At 60.6% G+C, this 25,780-nt stretch carries 25 protein-coding genes; 23 read left to right on the top strand and 2 right to left on the bottom strand.

From position 1 onward, the window contains the following. The 8 genes from ACK1VC_RS22375 to ACK1VC_RS22340 all read left to right on the top strand — a co-directional run. The coding region (locus ACK1VC_RS22375; RefSeq protein ID WP_449118048.1) for an electron transfer flavoprotein subunit alpha/FixB family protein at window positions 1-392 on the top strand (392 nt) is incomplete at its 5' end. Window positions 393-467: 75 nt separating this feature from the next. Then, window positions 468-1,289 carry a substrate-binding periplasmic protein gene (locus ACK1VC_RS22370; RefSeq protein WP_023048067.1) on the top strand — a complete coding sequence of 274 codons (822 nt, stop codon included), beginning with the start codon at window positions 468-470 and terminating at the stop codon, window positions 1,287-1,289. A gap of 9 nt (window positions 1,290-1,298) precedes the next feature. Next, window positions 1,299-1,652, top strand: coding sequence for a DUF4398 domain-containing protein (locus ACK1VC_RS22365; RefSeq protein ID WP_016488287.1), 354 nt, complete (start codon window positions 1,299-1,301; stop codon window positions 1,650-1,652). Further along, the gene (locus ACK1VC_RS22360; RefSeq protein ID WP_016488286.1) at window positions 1,649-2,461 is read left to right on the top strand and encodes an OmpA family protein; all 813 of its coding nucleotides are present in this window, start codon (window positions 1,649-1,651) and stop codon (window positions 2,459-2,461) included. The genes ACK1VC_RS22365 and ACK1VC_RS22360 overlap by 4 nt, the downstream gene beginning before the upstream one ends. A gap of 340 nt (window positions 2,462-2,801) precedes the next feature. After that, window positions 2,802-4,244: an aminotransferase-like domain-containing protein gene (locus ACK1VC_RS22355; RefSeq protein WP_016488285.1), complete on the top strand. Its 1,443-nt coding sequence runs from the start codon at window positions 2,802-2,804 to the stop codon at window positions 4,242-4,244. Window positions 4,245-4,308: 64 nt separating this feature from the next. Then, window positions 4,309-4,788 carry a hypothetical protein gene (locus ACK1VC_RS22350; RefSeq protein WP_197884609.1) on the top strand — a complete coding sequence of 160 codons (480 nt, stop codon included), beginning with the start codon at window positions 4,309-4,311 and terminating at the stop codon, window positions 4,786-4,788. 129 nt (window positions 4,789-4,917) lie between these two features. After that, window positions 4,918-5,172, top strand: coding sequence for a YkgJ family cysteine cluster protein (locus tag ACK1VC_RS22345; protein ID WP_009684718.1), 255 nt, complete (start codon window positions 4,918-4,920; stop codon window positions 5,170-5,172). A 33-nt stretch (window positions 5,173-5,205) separates the two neighbouring features. Further along, complete coding sequence (locus ACK1VC_RS22340) at window positions 5,206-5,811, top strand: START domain-containing protein (protein WP_031312010.1); 606 nt, start codon at window positions 5,206-5,208, stop codon at window positions 5,809-5,811. Window positions 5,812-5,914: 103 nt separating this feature from the next. Here ACK1VC_RS22340 and gltA read toward each other — a convergent pair whose 3' ends face one another. Beyond that, on the bottom strand, window positions 5,915-7,204 hold the full coding sequence (gene gltA, locus ACK1VC_RS22335; RefSeq protein ID WP_016488282.1) for a citrate synthase: 1,290 nt from the start codon (window positions 7,202-7,204) through the stop codon (window positions 5,915-5,917). Window positions 7,205-7,556: 352 nt separating this feature from the next. Between gltA and sdhC the strand changes: the two genes are divergently transcribed. The 11 genes from sdhC (at window position 7,557) to ACK1VC_RS22280 (ending at window position 21,583) form a co-directional block, all read left to right on the top strand. Further along, window positions 7,557-7,943 carry a succinate dehydrogenase, cytochrome b556 subunit gene (gene sdhC / locus ACK1VC_RS22330; protein WP_008091902.1) on the top strand — a complete coding sequence of 129 codons (387 nt, stop codon included), beginning with the start codon at window positions 7,557-7,559 and terminating at the stop codon, window positions 7,941-7,943. Then, window positions 7,937-8,305, top strand: coding sequence for a succinate dehydrogenase, hydrophobic membrane anchor protein (gene sdhD, locus ACK1VC_RS22325; RefSeq protein WP_003254214.1), 369 nt, complete (start codon window positions 7,937-7,939; stop codon window positions 8,303-8,305). The genes sdhC and sdhD overlap by 7 nt, the downstream gene beginning before the upstream one ends. Window positions 8,306-8,308: 3 nt before the next feature. Further along, window positions 8,309-10,081 (top strand): succinate dehydrogenase flavoprotein subunit, encoded by a 1,773-nt coding sequence (gene sdhA, locus ACK1VC_RS22320; RefSeq protein ID WP_016488281.1) that lies wholly within the window; start codon window positions 8,309-8,311, stop codon window positions 10,079-10,081. Window positions 10,082-10,092: 11 nt separating this feature from the next. Then, complete coding sequence (locus tag ACK1VC_RS22315; RefSeq protein WP_008091906.1) at window positions 10,093-10,797, top strand: succinate dehydrogenase iron-sulfur subunit; 705 nt, start codon at window positions 10,093-10,095, stop codon at window positions 10,795-10,797. A 245-nt stretch (window positions 10,798-11,042) separates the two neighbouring features. After that, the gene (locus ACK1VC_RS22310) at window positions 11,043-13,874 is read left to right on the top strand and encodes a 2-oxoglutarate dehydrogenase E1 component (protein WP_016488280.1); all 2,832 of its coding nucleotides are present in this window, start codon (window positions 11,043-11,045) and stop codon (window positions 13,872-13,874) included. A 42-nt stretch (window positions 13,875-13,916) separates the two neighbouring features. Next, complete coding sequence (odhB, locus tag ACK1VC_RS22305; RefSeq protein ID WP_016488279.1) at window positions 13,917-15,137, top strand: 2-oxoglutarate dehydrogenase complex dihydrolipoyllysine-residue succinyltransferase; 1,221 nt, start codon at window positions 13,917-13,919, stop codon at window positions 15,135-15,137. A 96-nt stretch (window positions 15,138-15,233) separates the two neighbouring features. After that, entirely contained in the window at window positions 15,234-16,670 is a 1,437-nt protein-coding gene (gene lpdA / locus ACK1VC_RS22300) for a dihydrolipoyl dehydrogenase (RefSeq protein WP_016488278.1), read from the top strand. A gap of 172 nt (window positions 16,671-16,842) precedes the next feature. Further along, entirely contained in the window at window positions 16,843-18,009 is a 1,167-nt protein-coding gene (gene sucC, locus ACK1VC_RS22295) for an ADP-forming succinate--CoA ligase subunit beta (protein ID WP_008091914.1), read from the top strand. Continuing rightward, entirely contained in the window at window positions 18,009-18,893 is an 885-nt protein-coding gene (gene sucD / locus ACK1VC_RS22290) for a succinate--CoA ligase subunit alpha (RefSeq protein WP_003254203.1), read from the top strand. Before sucC ends, sucD begins: the two co-directional genes overlap by 1 nt. A 393-nt stretch (window positions 18,894-19,286) precedes the next feature. Then, window positions 19,287-20,600 carry a branched-chain amino acid transport system II carrier protein gene (gene brnQ / locus ACK1VC_RS22285; RefSeq protein WP_016488277.1) on the top strand — a complete coding sequence of 438 codons (1,314 nt, stop codon included), beginning with the start codon at window positions 19,287-19,289 and terminating at the stop codon, window positions 20,598-20,600. Between the two features lie 233 nt (window positions 20,601-20,833). Next, the gene (locus tag ACK1VC_RS22280) at window positions 20,834-21,583 is read left to right on the top strand and encodes a DUF599 domain-containing protein (RefSeq protein WP_060516951.1); all 750 of its coding nucleotides are present in this window, start codon (window positions 20,834-20,836) and stop codon (window positions 21,581-21,583) included. Between the two features lie 67 nt (window positions 21,584-21,650). On the opposite strand, the gene ACK1VC_RS22275 is transcribed toward ACK1VC_RS22280, so the two are convergent. After that, entirely contained in the window at window positions 21,651-21,935 is a 285-nt protein-coding gene (locus ACK1VC_RS22275) for a hypothetical protein (protein WP_016488275.1), read from the bottom strand. Window positions 21,936-22,089: 154 nt separating this feature from the next. Here ACK1VC_RS22275 and ACK1VC_RS22270 point away from each other — a divergent pair, with 154 nt between their 5' ends. The 4 genes from ACK1VC_RS22270 to ACK1VC_RS22255 all read left to right on the top strand — a co-directional run. After that, window positions 22,090-22,566, top strand: a complete 477-nt coding sequence (locus ACK1VC_RS22270; protein ID WP_016488274.1) for a PaaI family thioesterase — start codon at window positions 22,090-22,092, stop codon at window positions 22,564-22,566. Next, window positions 22,563-23,045, top strand: a complete 483-nt coding sequence (locus tag ACK1VC_RS22265) for a PaaI family thioesterase (protein ID WP_016488273.1) — start codon at window positions 22,563-22,565, stop codon at window positions 23,043-23,045. Before ACK1VC_RS22270 ends, ACK1VC_RS22265 begins: the two co-directional genes overlap by 4 nt. 69 nt (window positions 23,046-23,114) lie before the next feature. Then, window positions 23,115-25,019, top strand: coding sequence for a molecular chaperone HtpG (htpG, locus tag ACK1VC_RS22260; RefSeq protein ID WP_070086416.1), 1,905 nt, complete (start codon window positions 23,115-23,117; stop codon window positions 25,017-25,019). Between the two features lie 78 nt (window positions 25,020-25,097). Beyond that, window positions 25,098-25,780: dienelactone hydrolase family protein (locus tag ACK1VC_RS22255; protein ID WP_449118047.1), on the top strand; the 683-nt coding region annotated here is incomplete at its 3' end.

Genomic DNA, 25,780 nt, shown 5'->3' with positions numbered 1-25,780 from the left:
GTGAAGAGCTGGCCAAGTCCGACCGCCCGGAACTGACCGCTGCCAAGATCGTCGTTTCCGGCGGCCGCGGCATGGGCAACGGTGACAACTTCAAACACTTGTACAGCCTGGCCGACAAGCTGGGCGCTGCCGTTGGTGCTTCGCGCGCTGCGGTCGACGCAGGCTTCGTGCCGAACGACATGCAGGTCGGCCAGACCGGCAAGATCGTTGCGCCACAGCTGTACATCGCCGTCGGTATCTCCGGCGCGATCCAGCACCTGGCCGGCATGAAAGACTCCAAAGTGATCGTTGCGATCAACAAGGACGAAGAAGCGCCGATCTTCCAGGTGGCCGATTACGGCTTGGTCGCTGACTTGTTCGAAGCGGTTCCGGAGCTGGAAAAGCTGGTCTGATCCGCCTGCTTCACTTATAAAGAACCCGGCCCTCGCATTGAGGGTCGGGTTTTTTTATGGGTTGAGGAGTGAGGGATGACGTTGCGCGGAACGGGCAGGGCGCTGGTATGCATGGCGGCGTTGGCGTCGCCGCTGGCCATGGCAGCAGGCAAGTGTGAGCGCCTGGTGGCAACCGGCAGCCCCGATGCGCCGCCCTACTCTTGGCAGGACCCGAAAGACCCGAAACATTTGATCGGTGCCAACGTGGACCTGTTGCGCCAGGTGGCTGGCGAGCTGGGCGTGAAGGTGGAGGTGCTGAATGCCGGCCGTCGCGACCAGGCCCTGGAAGAGGTGCGCAGCGGGCGTATGGACCTGCTGCTCGATACACCCATGCAGGTCGAACAGCTCACCGCGCTGGACTACATCCACCCACCCCTTCAGCTCAACGAATACCTGGTGTGGACTCGCCATGACGCCGAGTTGACGTTCGATGGCCCGGCGGACCTGGCCAAATACCAGGGCAGCTTGTCCGAACGCGCGCGCCTGACCCCGGCCTTTACCGCGTTTGCCAAGGCCCAGCTGAAACTGGTGCCGGCGCAGAACCTGACCCAGGCATTCCAGAAGCTGGTGCTTGGCCAAGTGGATTATGTGCTCGCCGGCCGCTATTCGGGCATGGCCATGGCCCAGAGCCTGGGCATGAACAATGACCTGATCGCCCGCGGCCTGCCGGTGGACCGGCCAGGTCTGTATCTGGCCCTTTCGCACAACTCGGCATGCAATGACAGCTGGTTGCGTGGGCAATTGGCAAAAAAACTGACAGAATTGCCGATCTCCGGTGCGTCCGAGGCCGTCCTGCAACGAAATGTCGAGCGCTGGAAAGCGCAATTGCAGGTGCCGGCGGACGCCCCCAAACACTAGGAAGATTGCGTGAGAACCCAACCACTAATCCTTGCCTTGGCCGTGCTCGGCCTGGCTGGCTGCGCCAATGATCCGGCCCCTGACGAGCAGATGCGCATTTCCGAACAGGCACTGGAGCAGGCCAGGGCCGTAGGTGCCACCGAGCAGGTCGAGACGCTGAAGATGGCTGAAGACAAGCTGGCCCGGGCCAAGACCAACATGCTGACCGAAGATTACCGCGATGCGCGCATGCGCGCCGAGCAGGCCGAACTGGATGCTCGCCTGGCCGAGGCCCAGGTGCTGAACCAGAAGAGCGAAGAGCAGTTGCAGCTGCTGCAGTCGCGGGTCAAGCGCTTGCGCAAGCAGCTGGAGGTGCAGCCATGATCCGCCGTACGCCATTGGCCGCGTTGGCGTTGCTGGCGCTGGCAGCAGCCTTGCAAGGTTGCGCCAGCCAACGCAGCTCTGCAGCGCTGGAGGAAGCCAGTGCCACTTTCGCCAAGGTCAAGGATGATTCCGATGTGCTGCGCAGTGCGCCGCGTGACGTGATCCGCGCGGGCGAGTCGCTGGCCCGTGCCGAGCGCCTGTCCAGCTACATCGGCACCGGTTCCGATGTGCGTCATTACGCTTACCTGAGCCAGCGTTACAGCGAGATTGCCAGTGAGCATGCCAAGCTGGCGCTGAACCAGGAGCGCCAAGCCAAGCTTGACCTCGAGCGTCAGCGCCTGCAGCTGGCTTTGCGCGAGGCCAAGCTGGCCAGCGTGCAGCAGCAGGGCAAGTGGGTCGAGTCGCAGATCGCGGCGCTGGCTTCGGAGCAAGCCGACCGTGGCCTGGTGATGACCCTGGGTGACGTGCTGTTCGATACTGGGCGTGCCGACCTGAAAAACTCGGCCAGCCGTACCGTACTCAAACTGGTGCAGTTCCTTCAGCTGAACCCGCGACGGGTGGTGCGTATCGAGGGTTATACCGACAGCACTGGCGCCGCCGAGGACAACTTGAACCTGTCCCGCGACCGGGCGCAGGCCGTGGCCGACATGCTGGTGGACCTTGGCATCGACGAAAAGCGCCTGCAGGTCGAGGGCTATGGCGACCAGTACCCGATCGAGGCCAATGCCTCTGAGCGGGGCAGGGCGCAGAACCGCCGGGTGGAGATCGTCTTCTCCGACGACAAAGGCAAGCTCGCGCCGGCGCGCTGAGTTACAGCTCCCACAGGGAATGCGTGTCAGGCGTCATTTTGGGCGCGGGCTTGTCCCGCGAAGGGGGCCGCGCGGTGCATGGCACCGGCTTTTCCGGTGTTCGCGGGGCAAGCCCGCTCCCACAAGGTCCCTGCCAGATCAAAAGCCATGTTTTTGTTGAAAGGGGGCTGGATTGCCGGGGGGGCCGCCAGGCAGCCCCGCTTTTTGTCGGCTTAGTCGTTTCGATAGCTGTCACGCTGTTGTATTGTCGACTATGTTGCATTCTGTCCCAGTACACTTTGCAACTGTTACGGTATCCTCTACCGTCACTGAGCCGCACAAGAACAACGAGCCTGCCGCCATGACCAACCTGCTGCTGTACCAGCGTATCGCCCAGCAACTGGCCGATGACATCCGTCGCGGTGTCTACCAGCCAGGCGAGCGTGTACCCTCCGTGCGCAAGATGAGTGCCCAGCTCAATGTCAGCCATGCCACGGTGCTGCAGGCTTATGCCAACCTCGAAGACCAAGGGCTGATCCGCGCGCGGCCGCAGTCGGGCTACTACGTGCACCAGACGCCGGCCCTGACTGCGCAAACGCCGGACATTGCCCGGGTGGAGCGCCCCGGTCTGGTCACCCGCGCCAGCATCATCCAGCAAGTGCTGACCGAGGCGCGCCGTGATGGCGTGTTCCCGTTTGGTGCTGCGGTGCCGCATGTCGACTACCTGCCGGTCCGTGCCCTGCATCAGCAAATTGCCAAGGTCACCCGCTTTCACAGCCCGCGCGCGTTCAGCTACATGTTCAGCCCCGGCTTTGAGCCGTTGCGCCGGCAGATCGCCATTCGCATGCGCGATGCTGGCGTGCTGGTCGACCCCCGTGAAGTGATCGTGACCCATGGCTGCGTCGATGCCCTGCAAATGTCATTGCGCGTGCTGACCCGCCCGGGCGATCTGATTGCGGCCGAGTCGCCGACGTATTACGGCTTGCTGCAACTGGCCGACCTGCTGGGCCTGAAAGTGATCGAAATCCCCAGTGACCCGTCCACCGGCATCAGCCTTGAAGCCTTGCAACTGGCGGCCAATCAGTGGTCGATCAAGGCCCTGGTGCTGACCGCCCGCCTGAGCAACCCGTTGGGCGGCACTGTTCCTGAAGAGCGGCAGAAGCAGTTGCTGCGCCTGGCGTCGGACTTCGACATCCAGATCGTCGAGGACGACATCTATGGCGAGTTGATGTTCGAGCAAGGCAAGACCAAGGCGCTGAAGGCATTCGACCGGCTGGACCGGGTGATCTACTGTTCAAGTTTCTCCAAAACCTTGTCCCCTGGTGTGCGCGTTGGCTGGATGATCGCCGGGCGCTATCAGGACGAGATACAGCGCCTGCAGACCTTCACCACTCATTCGGCCTGCAGCGTGACGCAGATGGGCGTGGCGGCCTACCTGGAAAATGGCGGCTACGACCGGCACCTGCGTTACATACGCCAGGAGTATCGCAAGAACCTCAGCGCCTACCAGTTGGCGGTGCAGCAGCACTTCCCGGAGGGTACCCAGATGACTCGGCCGACGGGCGGTTTCATCCTCTGGATAAGCTTGCCCGGGCGGGTCAATACCCAGGAGCTGCATGTGCGGGCGCTGGAGCAGGGCATCAGCATTGCGCCGGGGTTAATATTCAGTAACACAGAACAGTTCAATCACTGCATTCGCCTTAATTGCGGCATCCCGTGGAACAAGGAGGCCGAGCGGGCAGTGATGACGCTGGGTTTGCTGGCTCAGCAGTTGTGCAGGGAGCCTGCGCTCACACTTTTGTAAGGCTTGCCAGGCGCTTGTGGAACATGGAGCATACGCACCTTTCTTGCCAATCTGTCCATTTGCCATGAATGCTTTGCGCCGTTTTGCCCTGATCTTGTGTCTTGCACCGCTCTGCTACCCGGGCGGTCCAACCTTGGCTGCGCAGCCGGCGCAACCGGCGCAGGCAGCCCAGAGCAAGCCCGTGCAAAAAAAAGTGGCAGCCAAGCCCGCGCCGAAGCAGGTGGTGAAAAAAACCGGCAACAGCAAGACCAAGGCGCACAAACCCGTCAGTAAAGCGGTTGCCAAACCACTGCCCAAGGCAAAGCTGGACCTCAGCCTGCCAGTCGATATGGTCAATACCCTTGAGCCGGGTGTGGGTACCCCGTCGCCCATCCAGCGGCGCAAACCTTTGCTGCCGCCGATGTTCACCGAAAAGCCCGAAACCAATGACAGCCCGTTCCAGCTCAATGGCCGGCTTATCAATAACGAAATGCAGCTGCAGTTGCGTAATGACAGCCGTCATGACGTGGAGGGGGCGGCGATCGATTTCGAGTATCGGCAGTAGCCGGGAACTGACTGCCGGGTCACGGCAGATTTCATCGTGCCAGCAATTTCAAACGCCTGTTTGAGCGGTTACTATCCAGGGACGTTCGTCCCGTTTTGTTCCAGGGAGTCCTGATTTTGGTGAATAGCCATGAACTGCCGTGAAGGCTGTGGTGCTTGCTGCATCGCCCCGTCCATCACGTCTGCGATGCCGCGCATGCCCAATGGCAAGCCGGCTGGTGAGCGCTGCCTGCACCTGACGGCTGCCAACCTGTGCGACCTGTTCGGCAAGCCCGAGCGGCCGGCGGTATGTGGCGGCTTCAAGGCAGATGTCGAGGTGTGCGGCAGTGACCGTGATGAGGCAATCAGGATTCTTGGCTGGTGGGAGCAGATGACGGCGGCGTGACAGGCTGGATCTTCGACAACAAGGATAAACATGATGAGATCGTTCAAGCGAATTGCACTGCTGTGTGGCGTGGGTGTTCTGCTGTCGCCTGCGGCCTGGGCCGAAAACTGGCAGGTGGCCAAGGACGAGGAGGGCATCAAGGTATCCCTCAGTGAAGTGGCCGGGTCCAAGTACAAGGCTTATCAGGGCGTCACCGTAATCAAGGCGCCGCTGGCCAAGGTGCAGGCGTTGCAGGAAGACGTGGCCGGGGCCTGCGCATGGATTCATGAGTGCAAGTCGCAGAAGCTGCTCAAGCACGAAGGTGATCAGAGCTGGACCTACACCCAGTTCAATACCCCTTGGCCGGTAACGCCGCGAGATTCGATTCTGCACGTGACCACTGTCAAGGGAGCGGACGGCAGCCTGGTGCGTAACCTGAAGGAAGAGCCGACCTATCTGCCGGAAGAGAAGGGCTATGTGCGGGTGGCCAAGGTTGAGGGCTTCTGGAAGCTGGTACCCAAGGGCGACAGCACGGAAGTGACCTACCAGGTGCACACCGAGCCGGGGGGTAGCGTGCCGGCGATGGTGGCCAACAAGTTCGTGGTGGACGCGCCGTTCAATACCCTGAAAGGGCTGCGGGAGCGGGCTGAGAAAAACTGAGGTTTAACGCAAGGCCGCTCCCGCAAGGGTCGAACTGCGGCCACCAGGACCTGGAAGAAAAAAGGCTGCCCGAGGGCAGCCTTTTGCGTTCGGCTAGAAAAGCTTACTTGCGGTCTTTCAGTGCAGTGATATCGCGTTTTTGCTCGCCGGTGTACAGCTGGCGCGGACGGCCGATCTTGTACGGGCTGGAGAGCATTTCTTTCCAGTGCGAGATCCAGCCGACAGTACGTGCCAGGGCGAAGATCACGGTGAACATGCTGGTCGGAATGCCGATCGCCTTGAGGATGATCCCCGAGTAGAAGTCGACGTTCGGGTACAGCGAGCGCTCGATGAAGTACGGATCGGTCAGGGCGATCTCTTCGAGGCGCATGGCCAGTTCCAGCTGCGGGTCGTTCTTGATGCCCAGCTCGCGCAGGACTTCGTCGCAGGTCTGCTTCATGACGGTAGCACGCGGGTCGCGGTTCTTGTACACGCGGTGACCGAAGCCCATCAGCTTGAACGGGTCGTTCTTGTCCTTGGCCTTGGCGATGAAGGTGTCGATGTTCGAGACATCGCCGATTTCATCGAGCATGGTCAGTACGGCTTCGTTCGCACCGCCATGGGCCGGGCCCCACAGTGCGGCGATACCGGCGGCGATACAGGCGAACGGGTTGGCACCCGACGAGCCGGCCAGGCGAACGGTAGAGGTGGAGGCATTTTGCTCGTGGTCGGCATGGAGGATGAAGATCCGGTCCATTGCCTTGGCCAGCACCGGGCTGATCGGTTTGATCTCGCACGGGGTGTTGAACATCATGTGCAGGAAGTTTTCCGCGTACGACAGGTCGTTGCGCGGGTACATCATCGGCTGGCCCATGGAGTACTTGTAAACCATCGCGGCCAGGGTCGGCATCTTGGCGACCAGGCGCACCGCAGAAATTTCGCGGTGTTGCGGGTTATTGATGTCCAGGGAGTCGTGATAGAACGCCGACAGGGCGCCGACTACGCCACACATCACCGCCATCGGGTGAGCGTCGCGGCGGAAGCCGTTGAAGAAGGACTTCAGCTGCTCGTGAACCATGGTGTGGTTCTTGACGGTGCTGACGAACTGGGCCTTCTGCTCGGCATTCGGCAGTTCGCCGTTGAGCAGCAGGTAGCACGTTTCGAGGTAGTCGGACTGTTCGGCGAGTTGCTCGATCGGGTAGCCGCGGTGCAGCAGGATACCTTTGTCGCCGTCAATATAGGTGATCTTCGACTCGCACGAGGCGGTCGCCATGAAACCGGGGTCGAAGGTGAAGTGACCAGTGGCCCCTAACCCGCGGACGTCGATTACATCAGGACCAACGGTGCCGGTTAAAATGGGCAGCTCGACGGGGGCAGCGCCCTCGATGACCAACTGCGCTTTTTTGTCAGCCATGTGGCCTCCTATTAATGCTTGAAATCATCAGACAGACCCCCCACGCAGGGCCCGCACCACTATAGAGGGATAAATTCAGATGTCAATTTGCCTAAAGGCTTGTTGAATCAGGCATTCAAGCCTGATTTTTCCCGAAATTCTCGCCCATTTACGCCTTTTGTTCGTTAAAGGCAATGCGCTATTTGGGCTACCCCGTCACGTTGTCATAAGCAGCCTAACTGTCTATACTCGGCACCCGACCGCCAGGGGCTTGCAAGCCCGAACTGCTGGGGGTCGCCGTTCCCTGGGTGGTGGGTACCTGACCAGTACACTTACCAACAACTTTGCCCTGATTCGCTAGGGGCTCTTCAGTGTGAAAAAAGCCGTGAAAAGCCAACGACCTGTAAACCTAGACCTAAGGACCATCAAGCTCCCTGTCACTGCATACACGTCCATTCTGCACCGTATCTCCGGCGTCATCCTGTTCATCGGCCTTGCCATCATGCTTTATGCACTGGGCAAATCGTTGGGCTCCGAGGAAGGCTTCGGTGAGGTGAAGGCGTGTCTGACCAGCCCGCTGGCCAAATTCGTGACCTGGGGCCTGTTGTCCGCCCTGCTTTATCACCTCGTGGCAGGTGTACGCCACCTGATCATGGACATGGGCATCGGTGAGACGCTGGAAGGCGGCAAGCTGGGCTCGAAAATCGTGATTGTCATCTCCGTGGTGCTGATCGTTCTGGTGGGAGTTTGGGTATGGTAACCAATGTCACGAACCTGTCGCGTTCGGGCCTCTATGACTGGATGGCGCAACGCGTCTCCGCGGTCGTTCTCGCGGCTTACTTCCTCTTCCTGATCGGCTACGTGGTCGCCCACCCAGGCATCGACTACACCCAGTGGCATGGTCTGTTCTCCAACAACGCGATGCGGATCTTCAGTCTGCTGGCCCTCGTTGCCCTGGGCGCTCACGCCTGGGTCGGCATGTGGACCATTGCAACCGACTACCTGACGCCTATGTCGTTCGGCAAGTCGGCAACTGCGATTCGTTTCCTGTTCCAGGCGGTATGCGGCGTTGCGATGTTCGCTTACTTCGTCTGGGGTGTGCAGATTCTCTGGGGTATCTGATCCATGGCTAGCATTCCAACCATCTCATTCGACGCCATCATCATCGGTGGCGGCGGCGCCGGCATGCGTGCTGCGCTGCAACTGGCTCAAGGCGGCCACAAGACTGCCGTAGTCACCAAGGTCTTCCCGACCCGCTCGCACACTGTATCCGCCCAGGGCGGCATCACCTGCGCCATCGCTTCGGCTGACCCGAACGACGACTGGCGCTGGCACATGTACGATACCGTCAAAGGTTCCGACTACATCGGTGACCAGGACGCTATCGAATACATGTGTCAGGAAGGCCCGGCTGCGGTCTTCGAACTGGACCACATGGGCCTGCCGTTCTCGCGTACCGAAACCGGCCGTATCTACCAGCGTCCGTTCGGTGGCCAGTCCAAGGACTTCGGTAAAGGTGGCCAGGCCGCCCGTACTTGTGCCGCTTCCGACCGTACCGGTCACGCGCTGCTGCACACCCTGTACCAGGGCAACCTGAAAGCCGGTACCACCTTCCTCAACGAGTACTACGCCGTTGATCTGGTAAAGAACCAGGAAGGCGCTTTTGTCGGTGTGATCGCGATCTGCATCGAAACCGGCGAAACCATGTACATCAAGTCCAAGGCCACCGTTCTGGCCACTGGCGGTGCAGGCCGTATCTACGCCTCCACCACCAACGCCCTGATCAATACCGGTGACGGTATCGGTATGGCCCTGCGTGCCGGTGTACCGGTGCAGGACATCGAGATGTGGCAGTTCCACCCGACCGGCATCGCCGGCGCCGGTGTACTGGTCACCGAAGGCTGCCGCGGTGAGGGTGGCTACCTGATCAACGCCCACGGCGAGCGCTTCATGGAGCGTTACGCGCCGAACGCGAAAGACCTGGCCGGCCGCGACGTGGTTGCCCGTTCCATGGTCAAGGAAATCATCGCCGGCAACGGCGTGGGCCCGAACAAGGACCACGTACTGCTGAAGCTGGATCACCTGGGCGAGGAAGTGCTGCACAGCCGCCTGCCAGGTATCTGCGAGCTGTCCAAGACCTTCGCCCACGTCGACCCGGTCGTCGCGCCGGTGCCGGTCGTTCCGACCTGCCACTACATGATGGGTGGCGTTGCCACCAACATCCATGGCCAGGCCATCACCATGGACGAAGAAGGCAAGGATCACATCATCCCTGGCCTGTTCGCCGTAGGTGAAGTGGCGTGCGTATCGGTTCACGGTGCCAACCGCCTGGGCGGCAACTCGCTGCTTGACCTGGTGGTGTTCGGCCGTGCAGCCGGTCTGCACCTGGAGAAGGCGCTGAGCGATGGTATCGAGCACCTCGACGCCAGCGACACCGACATCGAAGTTGCCCTGAACCGCCTGAACAAGCTCAACGAGCGCTCCACTGGCGAAGACGTTGCCAGCCTCAAGCGCGAGCTGCAGAGCTGCATGCAGAACTACTTCGGTGTATTCCGTACTGGCGAATACATGCTGAAGGGTATCGAGCAGCTGGCCGGCCTGCGTGACCGCATCGCCAACGTCAAGATCAACGACAAGTCCCAGGCCTTCAACACCGCGCGTATCGAAGCGCTGGAGCTGCAGAACCTGCTGGAAGTCGCCGAAGCTACCGCCATCGCGGCCGAAGCCCGTAAAGAGTCCCGCGGCGCTCACGCCCGTGAAGACTTCGAAGACCGTGACGACGAAAACTGGCTGTGCCACACCCTGTACTACCCGGGTGAGAAGCGCGTTGCCAAGCGTGGCGTCAACTTTGCGCCGAAGACCGTACCGGCCTTCGAGCCAAAAATCCGGACTTACTAAGGGTGGCTGCTATGTTGAAAGTCGAAGTTTATCGTTACAACCCCGACACCGACTCGGCGCCCAAGATGGAGTCGTTCGACGTCGATACCGGTGGCAAGGACCTGATGGTTCTCGATGTATTGGCGCTGATCAAGGAAAAGGACGAGGGTTTCTCGTACCGTCGCTCCTGCCGTGAAGGCGTGTGCGGTTCCGATGGCATGAACATGAACGGCAAGAACGGCCTGGCCTGCATCACCCCGCTGTCGGGTGTGGTCAAAGGCAACAAGCTGGTTCTGCGCCCGCTGCCAGGCCTGCCGGTCATTCGTGACCTGGTGGTCGATATGAGCATCTTCTACAAGCAGTACGAGAAGGTGAAGCCATTCCTGCAGAACGACACGCCGGCCCCGGCCATCGAGCGCCTGCAGTCGCCTGAAGAGCGTGACAAGCTGGACGGTCTGTACGAGTGCATCCTGTGCGCTTGCTGCTCGACCTCCTGCCCGTCGTTCTGGTGGAACCCGGACAAGTTCCTGGGCCCCGCCGCACTGTTGCAGGCCTACCGCTTCCTGGCCGACAGCCGTGACACCAAGACTCAGGAGCGCCTGGCGTCCCTGGATGACCCGTTCAGCGTATTCCGCTGCCGCGGGATCATGAACTGCGTAAACGTTTGCCCGAAAGGTCTGAACCCGACCAAGGCAATCGGTCACGTACGTAACATGCTGCTGCAAAGCGGCACCTGATACAACCTGTTGTACCTGCAGTAAGCCGAGGTGCGGGTGTTGAGCCCGCACTGAGGTAAAACCCGAACAAGGGCCCACAAAGCCCGCGTTCATACCTATGAAGATATGAGACCAGCAGGGGCTTTCCGGGCTGGTACCCGGAAAATCAGCAGGATCCAAGTGGCGTGGTTCAGTCGCTTTATTCGGACTTTTCCAGGTTTGCTGTGGCTCTCGCCGATCAGTCCCCTAATCGAGGGTGACCAAGCATGCAAGAAAGCGTGATGCAGCGCATGTGGGATAGCGCCCACCTTTCAGGTGGTAACGCTGCATATGTGGAAGAGCTCTACGAACTCTACCTGCACGACCCTAACGCTGTGCCAGAAGAGTGGCGCACTTACTTCCAGAAGTTGCCAGCCGACGGCAGCACCGCTACTGATGTATCGCACTCGACAATCCGCGACCATTTCGTACTGCTGGCAAAGAACCAGCGCCGCGCCCAACCGGTATCCGCCGGGAGCGTGAGCAGTGAACACGAGAAGAAGCAGGTTGAAGTTCTGCGACTGATCCAGGCCTATCGTATGCGCGGCCATCAGGCTGCCAAGCTCGACCCGTTGGGGTTGTGGCAGCGCCCTGCGCCCGTAGACCTGTCGATCAATCACTACGGCTTGACCAATGCCGATCTTGATACGACCTTCCGTGCCGGCGACCTGTTCATCGGCAAAGAGGAGGCGAGCCTACGCGACATCTTCGATGCACTCCAGAAGACATATTGTCGCACCATTGGCGCCGAATTCACCCACATCGTCGATTCCGAGCAGCGCAGCTGGTTCCAGCAGCGCCTGGAAAGCGTACGCGGCCGTCCGGAGTTTTCCGCTGACGTGCAGGCGCACCTGCTGGAGCGCGTGACCGCCGGTGAGGGCCTGGAAAAGTACCTGGGTACCAAGTATCCGGGCACCAAGCGTTTCGGCCTTGAAGGTGGCGAGAGCCTGATCCCGATGCTGGATGAAATGATCCAGCGTTCCGGCTCGTACGGCACCAAGGAAGTCGTCATCGGCATGGCCCACCGTGGCCGCCTGAACGTGCTGGTGAACACCTTCGGCAAGAACCCGCGCGAGCTGTTCGACGAGTTCGAAGGCAAGAAGATGAACGAGCTGGGCTCCGGTGACGTGAAGTATCACCAGGGCTTCTCCTCGAACGTGATGACCACCGGTGGCGAAGTTCACCTGGCCATGGCGTTCAACCCGTCCCACCTGGAAATCGTTTCGCCTGTGGTCGAGGGTTCGGTGCGCGCCCGTCAGGACCGCCGCAACGATACCGCTGGCGACAAGGTGCTGCCGATCTCGATCCACGGCGACGCCGCATTCGCCGGCCAGGGCGTGGTCATGGAAACCTTCCAGATGTCGCAGACCCGCGGTTTCAAGACCGGCGGTACCGTGCACATCGTGATCAACAACCAGGTGGGTTTCACCATCAGCAACCCGCTGGACGCGCGCTCCACCGAGTACGCCACCGACGTTGCCAAGATGATCCAGGCGCCGATCCTGCACGTCAACGGCGATGACCCGGAAGCCGTGCTGTTCGTTACCCAGCTGGCCATCGACTACCGCATGCAGTTCAAGCGTGACGTGGTGATCGACCTGGTCTGCTACCGTCGTCGTGGCCACAACGAGGCTGACGAGCCGAACGGCACCCAGCCGCTGATGTACCAGCAGATCAGCAAGCAGCGCACTACCCGTGAGCTGTATGCCGAGGCGTTGATCCAGGCCGGTCGTATCGACGCCGAGCGTGCTCAGGCCAAGGTCGACGAGTACCGCAACGCGCTGGACAATGGCCTGCACGTGGTAAAAAGCCTGGTCAAGGAGCCGAACCGCGAGCTGTTCGTCGACTGGCGTCCGTACCTGGGTCACGCCTGGACCGCGCGTCACGACACCCGTTTCGACCTCAAGACCCTGCAGGACCTGTCGGCCAAGCTGCTCGAGCTGCCAGAAGGTTTCGTGGTCCAGCGTCAGGTGTCGAAGATCTACGAAGACCGTCAGAAGATGCAGGCCGGCGGCTTGCCGATCAACTGGGGTTATGCAGAGACCATGGCCTACGCCACCCTGCAGTTCGAAGGTCACCCGATCCGCATGACCGGCCAGGACATCGGCCGTGGCACCTTCTCGCACCGTCACGCGGTGCTGCACAACCAGAAGGACGCCAGCACCTACATTCCGCTGCAGAACCTGTTCCCGGGCCAGCCACGTTTCGACCTGTACGATTCGTTCCTGTCCGAGGAAGCGGTACTGGCCTTCGAATACGGCTACTCCACCACCACGCCAAACGCGCTGGTGATCTGGGAAGCCCAGTTCGGCGACTTCGCCAACGGTGCGCAAGTGGTGATCGACCAGTTCATCACCAGCGGTGAGCACAAGTGGGGCCGCCTGTGCGGTCTGACCATGCTGCTGCCACACGGTTACGAAGGGCAGGGCCCGGAGCACTCCTCCGCGCGTCTGGAGCGTTACCTGCAACTGTGCGCCGAGCACAACATCCAGGTCTGCGTACCCACTACCCCGGCACAGATCTACCACCTGCTGCGTCGCCAGGTCATCCGCCCGCTGCGCAAGCCGCTGGTGGTCCTGACGCCGAAGTCGCTGCTGCGCCACAAACTGGCCGTTTCGACGCTGGAAGACCTGGCAGAAGGCTCGTTCCAGACCGTGATCCCGGAAATCGACGCAATCGATCCGGCCAAGGTCGAGCGCCTGGTGCTGTGCAGCGGCAAGGTCTACTACGACCTGCTGGAAAAACGCCGTGCCGAAGGCCGCGAAGACATCGCCATCCTGCGTCTCGAGCAGCTGTACCCGTTCCCGGAGGACGACCTGGTCGAAATCCTGGCCCAATACAGCAACCTCAAGCACGCCGTATGGTGCCAGGAAGAGCCGATGAACCAGGGCGCCTGGTACAGCAGTCAGCACCACATGCGCCGTATCCTGGGCCGCCACAACAAGGCTCTGACCCTGGAATATGCCGGTCGCGACGCTTCTGCCGCACCCGCCTGTGGTTACGCTTCGAAGCACGCCGAACAGCAGGAAAAACTGCTGCAAGACGCCTTCACTGTCTAACGCCTTCGCGCACCTGAAACCGAATTTAAGGAAACACAGATAATGGCTATCGAGATCAAAGCCCCAACCTTCCCGGAATCGGTTGCCGATGGCACCGTTGCCACCTGGCACAAGAAGCCGGGCGAAGCCGTCAAGCGTGACGAGCTGATCGTCGACATCGAGACCGACAAGGTTGTCCTGGAAGTACTGGCGACTGCCGATGGCGTGCTGGGCGACATCGTCAAGGGTGAGGGCGACACTGTCCTGTCCGACGAATTGCTGGGTTCGATCGTTGAAGGCGGTGCTGCCGCTGCTCCTGCCGCAGCAGCCGCGCCTGCTGCAGCTCCGGCTGCTGCCGCTGACGCTGGCGAGGATGACCCGGTTGCTGCACCGGCCGCGCGTAAGCTGGCTGAAGAAAACGGCATCGACCTGGCCTCTGTTGCCGGTACCGGTAAAGGCGGTCGTATCACCAAGGAAGACGTGGTTGCTGCTGTTGCCAACAAGAAGTCGGCCCCTGCCGCTGCCCCGGCTGCCAAGCCTGCTGCTGCCGCTGCTGCCCCGGTTGTCGTCGCTGCTGGCGACCGCACCGAGAAGCGCGTGCCGATGACCCGTCTGCGTGCCAAGATCGCCGAGCGTCTGGTCGAAGCCCAGTCCAACATGGCGATGCTGACCACCTTCAACGAAGTGGACATGACCGAAGTCATGGCCCTGCGTTCGAAGTACAAGGACCTGTTCGAGAAGACCCACAACGGCGTGCGCCTGGGCTTCATGTCGTTCTTCGTCAAGGCAGCTACCGAAGCGCTGAAACGCTTCCCGGCTGTCAACGCCTCGATCGACGGCAACGACATCGTCTACCACGGCTTCGCCGACGTCGGGGTTGCCGTGTCCAGCGACCGTGGCCTGGTGGTACCGGTGCTGCGTAACGCCGAGTCGATGAGCCTGGCTGAAATCGAGAACGGCATCGCCACCTTCGGCAAGAAGGCCCGTGACGGCAAACTGTCCATCGAAGAGATGACCGGTGGCACCTTCACCATCACCAACGGTGGTACCTTCGGTTCGATGATGTCGACCCCGATCGTCAACCCGCCGCAGGCCGCCATCCTGGGCATGCACAACATTATCCAGCGCCCGATGGCCATCAATGGCCAGGTCGTGATTCGCCCGATGATGTACCTGGCGCTGTCGTACGATCACCGCCTGATCGACGGCAAGGAAGCGGTAACCTTCCTGGTCACTATCAAGAACCTGCTGGAAGATCCGTCCCGCCTGCTGCTGGACATCTAATCGCGCAGCTGTAAGCTGCAAGCCGCAAGCTTCAAGCCGAAGCCTGCTGGTCTTGCGGCTTGCGGCTTGCCGCTTGAAGCTAAAAAGGAATCTTTTATGACCCAGAAATTCGACGTAGTGGTGATTGGTGCAGGTCCTGGCGGCTATGTAGCTGCCATCAAGGCTGCCCAACTTGGTCTGAAGACTGCCTGTATCGAGAAATACACCGACGCCGAGGGCAAACTGGCCCTGGGCGGCACCTGCCTGAACGTAGGTTGCATTCCGTCCAAGGCGCTGCTGGACAGCTCCTGGAAGTACAAGGAAGCCAAAGAGAGCTTCAACGTCCACGGTATCTCCACTGGCGAAGTGAAGATGGACGTCGCCGCGATGGTTGGCCGCAAGGCTGGCATCGTCAAGAACCTGACCGGTGGCGTTGCCACCCTGTTCAAGGCCAACGGCGTTACTTCGATCCAGGGCCACGGCAAGCTGCTGGCTGGCAAGAAAGTCGAAGTCACCAAGGCTGACGGCACCACCGAAGTCATCGAAGCCGAGAACGTCATCCTGGCTTCCGGCTCGCGCCCGATCGACATTCCGCCGGCTCCGGTTGACCAGAACGTCATCGTCGACTCCACCGGCGCCCTGGAATTCCAGACCGTACCGAAGCGCCTGGGCGTTATCGGTGCCGGCGTGATCGGCCTGGAGCTGGGCTCGGTATGGGCTCGCCTGGGTGCTGAAGTCACCGTGCTGGAAGCCCTGGACACCTTCCTGATGGCTGCTGACACTGCCGTGTCGAAAGAAGCCCAGAAGACCCTGACCAAGCAAGGCCTGGACATCAAGCTGGGCGCTCGCGTCACCGGCTCGAAAGTCAATGGCAACGAAGTTGAAGTGACCTACACCAACGCCGAAGGCGAGCAGAAGATCACCTTCGACAAGCTGATCGTTGCGGTCGGCCGTCGCCCTGTAACCACCGACCTGCTGGCTTCCGACAGCGGCGTGACCATCGACGAGCGCGGCTACATCTTCGTCGACGATCATTGCGCCACCAGCGTGCCGGGCGTGTTCGCCATCGGTGACGTGGTGCGCGGCATGATGCTGGCCCACAAGGCTTCGGAAGAGGGCATCATGGTCGTCGAGCGCATCAAGGGCCACAAGGCCCAGATGAACTACGACCTGATCCCGTCGGTTATCTACACCCACCCGGAAATTGCATGGGTCGGCAAGACCGAACAGTCCTTGAAGGCCGAGGGTGTTGAGGTTAACGTAGGCACCTTCCCGTTCGCGGCCAGCGGCCGTGCGATGGCCGCCAACGATACCGGTGGTTTCGTCAAGGTCATCGCCGATGCCAAGACCGACCGCGTGCTGGGTGTACACGTGATTGGCCCGTCGGCTGCCGAACTGGTGCAGCAGGGTGCAATCGCAATGGAATTCGGCACCAGTGCCGAGGATCTGGGCATGATGGTCTTCAGCCATCCAACCCTGTCCGAAGCGTTGCATGAAGCAGCGCTGGCGGTGAATGGCGGCGCCATTCACGTGGCCAACCGTAAGAAGCGTTAATTATAAGAAACCACGGCGGGCAGCCCGTCGTGAGTCTTGCGTGCATGACTCACCGCGGAACGTCCGCCGGACCGGATCACACGGGAAAACCCGGGGTCAACGGTCACAGGTGGTGCGGCGCCAGTAATGGCGCAGCGCCGAAGCGCAGTACCTAACGAAGACGGTAAAAAGCATGAATCTTCACGAGTATCAGGGTAAGCAGCTGTTCGCTGAATACGGCCTGCCAGTTTCCAAGGGTTTCGCAGTCGATACCCCTGAAGCTGCAGCAGAAGCTTGCGACAAGATCGGCGGTTCCGAGTGGGTTGTAAAAGCCCAGGTTCACGCAGGTGGTCGCGGTAAAGCGGGCGGCGTCAAGCTGGTTCGCAGCAAAGAAGACGCCAAGGCGTTCGCTGCGCAATGGTTGGGCAAGCGCCTGGTAACCTACCAGACCGACGCCAACGGTCAGCCAGTGACCAAGATCCTGGTCGAATCCTGCACTGACATCGCCAAAGAGCTGTACCTGGGCGCTGTAGTCGATCGCTCGAGCCGCCGTATCGTGTTCATGGCCTCCACCGAAGGTGGCGTGGACATCGAGAAAGTCGCTCACGAAACTCCTGAGAAGATCATCAAGGCTACTATCGATCCACTGGTCGGCGCTCAGCCGTTCCAGGGTCGTGAACTGGCATTCCAGCTGGGTCTGGAAGGCAAGCAAGTTGCACAGTTCGCCAAGATTTTCGTAGGCCTGGCCAAGCTGTTCAAAGAACACGACCTGGCCCTGCTGGAAGTCAACCCGCTGGTCATCAAGGCCGACGGCGACCTGCACTGCCTGGACGCGAAGATCAACATCGACGCGAACGCCATGTACCGTCAGCCTAAGCTGAAAACCTTCCACGACCCGTCGCAGGACGATCCTCGTGAAGCCCACGCTGCCAGCTTCGAGCTGAACTACGTGGCCCTGGAAGGCAACATCGGCTGCATGGTCAACGGTGCCGGCCTGGCCATGGGTACCATGGACATCGTCAACCTGCATGGCGGCAAGCCAGCCAACTTCCTCGACGTTGGCGGCGGTGCTACCAAAGAGCGCGTTACCGAAGCCTTCAAGATCATTCTGTCCGACAGCAATGTCGCGGCCGTTCTGGTCAACATCTTCGGCGGCATCGTTCGCTGCGACATGATTGCCGAAGGCATCATCGGCGCGGTGAAAGAAGTCGGCGTTAAAGTTCCGGTTGTAGTTCGCCTCGAAGGCAACAACGCCGAACTGGGCGCTAAAGTACTGGCAGAAAGCGGTTTGAACATCATTGCGGCAACCAGCCTGACCGACGCTGCTCAACAAGTTGTCAAAGCTGCGGAGGGCAAGTAATGAGCGTCCTGATCAATAAAGACACCAAAGTCATCTGCCAGGGCTTCACCGGCTCGCAGGGTACTTTCCACTCCGAACAAGCCATCGCCTACGGCACCAAGATGGTCGGCGGCGTAACCCCAGGCAAGGGTGGCACCACCCACCTGGGTCTGCCGGTGTTCAACACCGTCAAGGAAGCCGTGGAAGCTACCGGCGCTGACGCTTCGGTCATCTACGTACCGGCTCCGTTCTGCAAAGACTCGATCCTGGAAGCGGCCTTCGGCGGCATCAAGCTGATCGTCTGCATCACCGAAGGCATTCCTACCCTGGACATGCTCGATGCCAAGGTCAAGTGCGACGAGCTGGGCGTGACCCTGATCGGTCCTAACTGCCCAGGTGTGATCACCCCGGGCGAGTGCAAGATCGGCATCATGCCAGGCCACATTCACCTGCCAGGCAAGGTCGGTATCGTTTCGCGTTCCGGCACCCTGACCTACGAAGCTGTGAAGCAGACCACCGACGCCGGCTTCGGCCAGTCGACCTGCGTCGGCATCGGCGGTGACCCGATCCCGGGTTCCAACTTCATCGACATCCTGAAGCTGTTCCAGGAAGACCCGAAGACCGAAGCGATCGTCATGATCGGTGAGATCGGCGGTTCGGCTGAAGAAGAAGCTGCGGCCTACATCAAGGCCCACGTGACCAAGCCAGTCGTTTCCTACATCGCCGGTGTTACTGCACCTGCGGGCAAGCGCATGGGCCACGCTGGCGCCATTATCTCCGGCGGCAAGGGCACTGCGGACGAGAAGTTCGCCGCCCTGCAGGACGCTGGTGTGAAGACCGTGCGTTCGCTGGCTGACATCGGCAAGGCCCTGGCCGAGCTGACTGGCTGGGAAGCCAAGAAGTAATACTGCTACACCCCCCACGCGCACAGAGGCCACCTTCGGGTGGCCTTTGTCGTTAATGCGCCTGGGTTTCCCGTTTGGGGCGCTTCGCAGGCTAAAAAGATTTTTCGATGGGTTTGATAGGATTTTTCACACAGACCAATGTTTCAATCCGAGGATAATTCCTACTGTCCTCGGTCGCACAGACGACAAACATGTACGCACATCGGACAAGCAGCACTGTGCCAGTGCGTTTGACTGACAAAACAGTTACATTACGCGTTCACTCTGTGCCCGTACCCCAAAAGGGAACGACACGCTAAACGGGTCTGGCCTATCAAGCCGGGCAGCATTTCCCCTCATCCAAAGGGAAATCCCCTCTCGAATCCCGATTTCAGCAGTGTGGTACTACCTTAAATGAAAGTTCTCAAAGGCCAGGATATCCTGGCGCTTGGCTTTATGACGTTTGCGCTTTTCGTTGGCGCGGGCAATATCATCTTCCCGCCTATCGTCGGTCTGCAGTCTGGCCCGCACGTATGGATGGCAGCACTGGGCTTCCTGGTGACCGCCGTGGGCCTGCCGGTCATTACCGTGGTCGCTCTGGCCAAGGTCGGTGGCGGCATGGATGCACTTAGCAGCCCGATCGGCAAGTTCTTCGGCGGCCTGCTGGCGGCGGTGTGTTACCTGTCGGTCGGCCCGCTGTTCGCCACCCCGCGTACGGCGACCGTGTCGTTCGAAGTGGGCGTTGCACCGCTGACCGGTGAAAGCCCGCTGGCACTGTTCATCTACAGCCTCGTGTACTTCGTCGTGGTGCTGGCCGTGTCCATGTACCCGGGCAAGCTGCTCGACACCGTCGGCCGCTTCCTGGCACCGCTGAAGATCATCGCCCTGGCCGTGCTGGGGATTGCTGCCTTCGCGCTGCCAGCGGGCACCATTGGTGAGGCACAGCCGGCCTATGCCGCTGCCGCGTTCTCCAAGGGCTTCTCCGATGGCTACCTGACCATGGATACCCTGGGTGCCCTGGTGTTCGGTATTGTCATCGTCAACGCCATCCGCTCGCGCGGCGTCGAGTCGCCGAAGCTGATCACCCGCTATGCCATCATCGCCGGCCTGATCGCGGGTGTCGGCCTGGCCCTGGTGTACATCAGCCTGTTCCGTCTGGGTGCCGGCAGCCACGACATCGCGGCTGACGCCACCAACGGTGCGGCGGTACTGCATGCCTACGTGCAGCACACCTTTGGTTCGCTGGGCAGCGGCTTCCTCGCTGTACTCATCGCGCTGGCTTGCCTGGTGACGGCAGTTGGCCTGACCTGCGCCTGTGCCGAGTACTTCAGCCAGGTTCTGCCGCTGTCTTACCGTGCGCTGGTGGTGATCCTTGCGGGCTTCTCGCTGCTGATCTCCAACCTGGGCCTGACCAAGCTGATCATGTTCTCGATCCCGGTGCTCACCGCCATCTACCCACCCTGCATCGTGGTGGTCGGCCTGAGCTTCGTGAAAGACTTGTGGAACTCGCCGACCCGCATCCTCGCACCGGTGATGCTGGTTTCGTTGCTGTTCGGCATGGTCGATGCAATCAAGGGCAGCAGCATCGCCCACGTGCTGCCGGACTTCATGGCGCACTTACCGTTGAGCGACCAAGGCCTTGCCTGGCTGGTGCCTTCGGTGGTGACCCTGGTTGGCGCCGTGGCCTGCGACCGCATGCTCGGCAAGCCACGCGAGGCGTTGGCCTGATGGTTGAAGCCTGAGGGCGGCACCGGCCACAAGCCGAAGGGTGCTCGCCAGAGGTCTAGACTCGAAAGCCCCGTATCCGGAAGGATGCGGGGCTTTTTTGTGCGGTCCCTTTGCCCGGTGCGGTCTTTGTGGGAGCCACGCCTATTTCTCTGCACAGCTGTGTCTTTTGCCGCTTGCCAGCGTCGAAACCTGGTCCCTATCCTCTAGGCCTCTGGCGCTTTCGGGAACCCTGCATGAACTTCATCCAAAGCAACTTCAATAACCTGCTGGCCATCGCATGGTTTGCCCTGTGCTGGGGTGGTTATACCCGCTATGCCATCTGGAAGGGCCGCGACACTGCGTGCCTGGCCAGCGTGTTGCACCTTTACCGTGAAGACTGGATGCGCCGCATGCTGCTGCGCGACAACCGCATTGCTGATGCCAGCGTGATCGGCAACCTTGAACGCAACGCGTCGTTCTTTGCCTCCAGCACCCTGATCATCCTTGCTGGCATTCTTACCGTGCTCGGTGCCTCCGACCGTGCGCTCTCGCTGCTGGCAGACCTGCCGCTGGTGCAACAGACCTCCCAGGGCATGTCGGAGATCAAGCTGCTGTGCCTGGCCACGGTCTTCGTCTACGCTTTTTTCACGTTCAGCTGGTGCATGCGCCAGTACAACTTTGCCGCGGTGCTGGTGGGTTCGGCGCCTATGATCGGGGAACGGCTGGTCAATGAGCTGGAGCGCAAGGCGTTCGCGTCGCGGGCGGCACGGGTATTGTCGCTTGCCGCCAACCAGTTCAACCTGGGCTTGCGTTCCTATTACTTCGGCATGGCCATGTTGAGCTGGTTTATCAGCCCGTGGTTGTTCATGGCGATGAGTGTGGGTGTCGTGTTTATTCTGTACCGTCGTGAGTTCCACTCGGATGTGCTGGATGTGATGGTGTTCACACCCACCGAAAGTGTACCGGCAGAGCCTGTCAAGGAAAGCCCCGTGGTCGGCAACTGAAACGTTTAATCGAAAACTTTCAGGCACAAAAAAACCCGACAATGTCGGGTTTTTTTGTTTTAAACAATTACTGTTTGGCAGGTTCAGCCGGAGTAGCTGGCGCGGCTTGCGGAGCCGGAGTAGCCGGTGCGGCTTCTTCGGCAGCCTTCTGCTCGGCTTCGGCCTGATCTTTGGCGGCTTCGGCGTTTTCCTTGGCAGCGTCGTTCATTTTATCCTGAGCTTCGCCCATTTTTTCCTGGGCTTGCTCGGCGTGTTCCTGTGCGTCTTGGGCTTTGTCTTCGCTCGCTTTATCGCAAGCGGCCAGGCCCATGGCAGCAGCCAGCATCAGAGCAAAAGCAAAAGGTTTACGCATGGGTGTGTTTCTCCTTGGTGGAATAAGTGACTTGTTCCTTCGAGTGCAACTATGCGGAATAAGTTCCACGCAGATTACAGATATATAACGCCGTGTTCTACATGGACTTTTTAACGAACTCATGCCGCCGCGTGGCGGCGGGCGGGAACAGCCTATGAGCGATTCAACCTTGATGGCAATGGCCGAGCGGTTTCTCTCGGCGTTAAAACATTGCCAGCTGTTGCAGATGCGTGTGGCGCAGGCTGATGGCGATGGCATGACCTTGGTCCTGCCCTGGTCAGCAGCCATCGTCGGCAACCCCCAGACCGGCGCCGTGCATGGCGGTGCGCTGACTACGCTGATGGACACCACTTGTGGCATGGCCACGCTGTGCGTGCTGCCCCGCTTCGAAGTGTGCCCCACGCTGGACCTGCGCATCGACTACATGCACCCGGCCGAAGCTGGCAAGGACATCTACGGTCACGCCCAATGCTACCGGGTTACCCGCGACGTGATCTTCACCCGGGGCACAGCCTATCAGGACAACCCCGACCAGCCCATCTGCCAGGTGGTGGGGACGTTCATGCGCCTGGGGCAGGAGATCAAGGGCGGTATCCGTTTCGGCAATGGCCTGAAGGAGGGCGGCGCATGATTCCGCATGCGGTTCGCCAGCAACTCAACGCTGCCCACGCGGTCGGTGATTACCGGCCATTGCTGGCGCTGATTCCCTACGCAGGGCTTATCGGCATCGAATGCGAGCGCCAGGGCGATGACCTTCTGTTCCGCCTGCCGGCGAGTGCGGACAACATCGGCAACCCGTTGCTGCCCGCTATCCATGGTGGCGTGATAGCGGGGTTCATGGAGTTGTCCGCCGCGCTGTACCTGCTGATCTACAGCGAAAGCGCGAGTATTCCGAAGATCATCGATTTTTCCATCGACTACCTGCGCGCCGGGCATTTTCGCGATACCTATGCCCAGTGCCAGCTGTGGCGCCAGGGCCGCCGGGTGACCAACGTTGCCATTACCGCCTGGCAAGGCGACAGGCAGGCACCCATTGCCACCGCCCGTGCGCATTTCAAGATCGAGCCGGAAAAGCCCTTGAAATCATCCGCTCAGCCCCCATCTGAATGACATCCGCCATTAACGCAGGCCAAATCGCTTGCCAGGCGCCACTGCCATCAGATCGGAGTTTCGAAGACCATGACTGTGGAAACACAAAAGGAAACGTTGGGCTTCCAGACCGAGGTAAAGCAACTGCTGCACCTCATGATTCATTCGCTGTACTCGAACAAGGAAATCTTCCTGCGGGAACTGATTTCCAACGCTTCCGATGCCGTGGACAAACTGCGCTTCGAAGCCCTGGCCAAGCCAGAGTTGCTTGAGGGTGGCGATGAACTGAAAATTCGCCTGAGCTTCGACAAGGACGCCGGTACCGTGACCCTCGAGGACAACGGCATCGGCATGAGCCGCGAAGACGTCATCGCCCACCTGGGCACCATCGCCAAGTCTGGCACCGCCGACTTCATGAAGAACCTCACCGGTGACCAGAAAAAGGACTCGCACCTGATCGGTCAGTTCGGTGTGGGCTTCTACTCCGCGTTCATCGTGGCCGACAAGGTCGACGTTTACAGCCGTCGCGCCGGGCAGCCTGCTGCCGAGGGCGTGCACTGGTCGTCGAAAGGCGAGGGCGAGTTCGAGGTCGCCACCATCGACAAGCCACAGCGCGGTACCCGCATCGTCCTGCACCTGAAGCAGGAAGAGAAAGAGTTCGCCGATGGCTGGCGCCTGCGCAATGTGGTCAAGAAATACTCCGACCACATCGCCCTGCCTATCCAGCTGCCGAAGGAGCAGGCTGCCGCCGAAGGCGAAGAGCAGCCGGCCGAAGAGTGGGAAACCGTCAACCGCGCCAGTGCCCTGTGGACCCGTCCGCGTACCGAGATCAAGGACGAGGAATACCAGGAGTTCTACAAGCACATTGGCCATGACTTTGAAAACCCGCTGACCTGGAGCCACAACAAGGTCGAAGGCAAGCTCGAGTACAACTCGCTGCTGTATGTGCCGGCCCGCGCACCGTTCGACCTGTATCAGCGCGAAGCGTCGCGCGGCTTGAAGCTGTACGTGCAGCGCGTGTTCATCATGGAGCAGGCCGAATCGTTCTTGCCGCTGTACCTGCGCTTCATCAAAGGTGTGGTCGACTCCAACGACCTGTCGCTGAACGTGTCTCGGGAAATCCTGCAGAAAGACCCGATCATCGAGTCGATGAAGACCGCGCTGACCAAGCGCGTGCTGGACATGCTGGAGAAGCTCGCGAAAAACGAACCCGAGCAGTACAAGGGCTTCTGGAAGAACTTCGGCCAGGTGCTGAAGGAAGGCCCGGCCGAAGATTTCGCCAACAAGGAGAAGATCGCCGGCCTGTTGCGCTTTGCTTCCACCCACGACGACAGCGGCGAGCAGAGCGTTGCCCTGGCCGACTACCTGGCCCGTGCCAAAGAGGGCCAGGACAAGATCTACTACCTCACCGGCGAGTCGTACGCGCAGGTCAAGAACAGCCCGCACCTGGAAGTCTTCCGCAAGAAAGGCATCGAAGTGCTGCTGCTGACCGACCGTATCGATGAGTGGCTGATGAGCTACCTCAACGAGTTCGACGGCAAGGCTTTCGTCGACGTCGCCCGTGGCGACCTGGACCTGGGCAACCTGGATTCGGAAGAGGACAAGAAAGCCCAGGAAGCAGTCGCCAAGGACAAGGAAGGCCTGGTCGAGCGCCTGAAAGGCGCGCTGGGTGACAGTGTTGCCGAAGTGCGCGTGTCGCACCGCCTGACCGACTCGCCGGCGATCCTGGCGATTGGCGAGCAGGACCTGGGCTTGCAAATGCGCCAGATTCTGGAGGCCAGTGGGCAGAAGGTACCGGAGTCCAAGCCGATCTTCGAGTTCAACCCGAGCCACCCGCTGATCGAGAAGCTGGACAACGAACAGAGCGAAGACCGCTTCGCCGAGCTCTCGCATATTCTGTTCGATCAGGCGGCCCTGGCGGCCGGTGACAGCTTGAAGGACCCGGCGGCCTACGTTCGTCGCCTGAACAAGCTGTTGGTCGAGCTGTCTGCTTGAGTTGATGCAAAGGAAAGCCCGCTTCGGCGGGCTTTTTTCATGGCGCGCTTTTTATAGAAAGTGCCTAAGGAGTGCTTGATGAGCAAGGTAATCGTCGAATCGCTGGTTTATCACCTGTCCGGCAAGGCTTACGAAAGCCGGCTGGTCTTTGAGCCAGGTGCGCTGGGCCGCCCAGGCCTGGTGATGGCGCCGAACTGGATGGGTATTGGCGAAGGTGCCGAACGCATCGCCAAGGAAGTGGCCGAGAAGGGTTATGTGGTGCTGATTGCCGACCTGTACGGCCAATCTGTACGCCCGTCCAATGCCGACGAGGCCGGTGCGGCGATGATGCCGTTGAAGAACGACCGTGGCGAGCTGCGCAAGCGTATGCAAGAAGCCCTGGCGCAACTGCTGGGGCAGTCGAAGGCGCTGCTGGAGCCTGGCAAAGTTGCCACGTTCGGCTTCTGCTTCGGTGGCTGCTGTGCCCTGGAACTGGCCCGTTCTGGCGCCGACCTGCGTGCGGCGGTGTCGTTCCACGGCACGCTGGACACGCCGAACCCTGAAGATGCCAAGCACATCAAGGGATCGGTGCTGGTGTTGCATGGCGCCTCCGACCCGTTGGTGCCGAAAGAGCAGTTGCCAGCATTCGAGGACGAGATGAACGCGGCCAAGGTCGACTGGCAGTTGCTGAGCTATGGCGGGGCGGTGCACTCGTTTACCGACCCGAATGCCAACGTACCAGGCAAGATGCAGTATGACCGCCGCACTTCCGAGCGGGCGTT

This window comes from Pseudomonas sp. XP2 (assembly GCF_053557975.1).
This window is presented reverse-complemented; position numbering and strand designations above follow the sequence as displayed.